We start from the raw sequence: 2,491 nt of genomic DNA, 5'->3' as shown, positions 1-2,491 counted from the left end.
GTGTGACACGTGAGCCGCGTAAGTGATTGTGTAACTATGATTTAATTCATTGATTACACCTGCAATTCCGTTTGCAGTAGTCTGAGAGTACGTGCATTGCGAGTAATCTCTTTGTGCGAAGCTGCTCTGACAAAGTACCCTTTCCGAAAGGAATAGACCGAAGCGTGAGTGGAGGTTAAGGCAGATAACATCGTTCTGCCGAGGGGCGAGACTTGATGGTATGGTCAACCAATGTGAATGTCTGATAAACATCGTTACGAAGAACAAGCCAAATGATGTTGAGGGCTTCGCTCCAAAAAGCGAGGCTGTAGGCTTGAACCAAAAGGTGTGCAGTCGGTCAACTCCCTGTCCAGGTGGGGTTGCACGGACATAATGACTGCCGGTGGATAGGACAGACCTAACCCATTATCGTCACTTGCATGGAACGTGGTAAGCCCGTATCCCTCCCCCTCTTAGAGGAGGTAAGCAAGCCGCAAGGCAAGCCTATATGGGGTGCGGGTATAGGAACGTGGAAAAAGCGAATGCTGTTCTGTAATGGAGCGGATACGGATTGACCTCATTGCCATGTATGGCAGAGAGCCACATCATCCGACACGAAAGTGTGCCCACTTCCACAAGGTAACTCTTTACAATAAATTTATAGAACTTCTAAAGAAAGGAATGCAAATGAACAAATCGAAAGAAAAGTGTGCGCCTGAAAATATGGTCCTCTCTGATACCGAACGTTGGAAAAGCATTGACCGACACAAGGCAGAGGAGTATGTTCGGAAGCTGCAAGCACGTATTGTAAAGGCTCAAAGGGAAGGCAGACACGGCAAGGTCAAATCCTTGCAATGGCTGTTGACCCACTCGTTCTACGGTCGCTATCTTGCCGTAGTTCGGGTTACTACTAATAAGGGTAAAAACACCGCAGGAGTTGACCATGTAAGATGGTCATCCGATGCGGCAAAAGTCAAAGCTATTGACACACTCAAACGCCGTGGCTATCAACCGATGCCCCTGCGTCGTGTGGAAATACCGAAGAAGAACGGGAAGAAACGCCCCTTGGGAATCCCTACGATGAAAGACCGTGCGATGCAGGCTCTCTATCTGATGGCTCTCGACCCTATTGCGGAAACGACAGGCGACCAACATTCCTACGGCTTCCGTAAGTATCGCAGTTGTCAAGATGCAATAGCCCAATGTCACAATGTCCTTTCAAGGGATGTTGCTCCTAAATGGATTCTGGAGGGAGACATCAAAGGATGCTTCGACCACATCAGCCATGAATGGCTTCTTAACAATATCCCTATGGATAAGGAAGTATTAAGGAAATGGCTCAAAAGCGGTTATGTATTTAATGGAAGTCTTTTTCCGACTGAGGAGGGAACTCCACAAGGCGGCATAATTTCTCCCACTCTTGCCAATATGACTCTTGACGGGCTTCAATCCCTCGTCCAAAAGGCGGTCAAGCCTTACTGGCAACCAGTGCCTACTGCTTATGGACGCAAGTGGATTGAACCTAAAATCAATCTCGTGCGCTATGCTGATGATTTTATTGTCACTGCAAAGGATAAGGAAACAATTGAGAATGTTATCCTGCCCCTTATACGGCAGTTTATGGCAGAACGTGGACTGATGCTATCGGAAGAAAAGACAAAGATAACCCACATCAGTGAGGGTTTTGATTTTCTTGGCTTCAACATCCGAGAATACAAGTCCAACGGCAAACTTCTGACCAAACCGTCCAAAGATGCGATGAAGCAATTCTGCGATAAGGTTCGCACGAAGATAAAGAGCAACAAGTCGGCAAAGGCTTCCTCACTTATAAGGATGCTCAACCACATGATTCCCGGATGGACAAATTATTACCGTTACGGGGCATCATCGAAAGCATTCTCACGTGTGGACTACGAGGTGTACAAAACACTTTGGCAATGGGCAAAACGCAGGCATCCGAAAAAGGGTATGCACTGGATTAAAGACAGGTATTTCAAACAACTGCATGGACGTGAGTGGTGTTTCGCCACTATAACCAAGAACAAGAAGTCGGGCAAGGAAACGACTTTAAGTCTTAAAAGGCTGGCGGACACTCCCATATTGAAGTACGTGCGTGTTAGAACCAATACTAATCCATACGACCCTGCCGATGCTCCTTACTATGCACGGCGTAAGTCAAAGAACACGGAGAATCAACTACGTGAGATTGACGACTTGTTGCGTATGATTTGGATTCATCAAGAAATGCGCTGTCCAATCTGTGGAAAGATTATTGACGATGAACGAAGATGGACGACTATTAAGGAGACTGTCAACGGAAAGCCGTTTAAGATTCTCATACACAGTTCATGTAAGAACAAGAAGTTTAACCCTGATAATATTAGTAGGAAATGAGGCAGAACTATTCCTTCAGTAAGAATGGCAATGCGTTGCTTGAGCCGTGTGAGGGGAAACTCTCATGCACGGTTCTTAGAGGGGAAAGCCCCAGCAATGGGGCTGACCTACTCGACAC

Annotated in this window: 2 protein-coding genes; both read left to right on the top strand. The window is 46.5% G+C overall.

Translation table 11 applies throughout. The annotated features are described in order from the left end of the window. Nucleotides 1-419: 419 nt before the first annotated feature. On the top strand, nt 420-554 hold the full coding sequence (locus H8S63_RS20245; protein ID WP_255421418.1) for a hypothetical protein: 135 nt from the start codon (nt 420-422) through the stop codon (nt 552-554). Nucleotides 555-666: 112 nt separating this feature from the next. Beyond that, a complete protein-coding gene (gene ltrA / locus H8S63_RS19650; protein ID WP_100766110.1) occupies nt 667-2,373 on the top strand; it encodes a group II intron reverse transcriptase/maturase in 1,707 nt (568 codons plus the stop codon). Nucleotides 2,374-2,491 lie beyond the last annotated feature (118 nt).

This window comes from Bacteroides sp. NSJ-39 (assembly GCF_014287315.1).
Lineage (GTDB): Bacteria > Bacteroidota > Bacteroidia > Bacteroidales > Bacteroidaceae > Bacteroides > Bacteroides finegoldii.
Note: the sequence above shows the minus strand (reverse complement) of the source record. Positions and strands in the feature narration are given on the sequence as shown.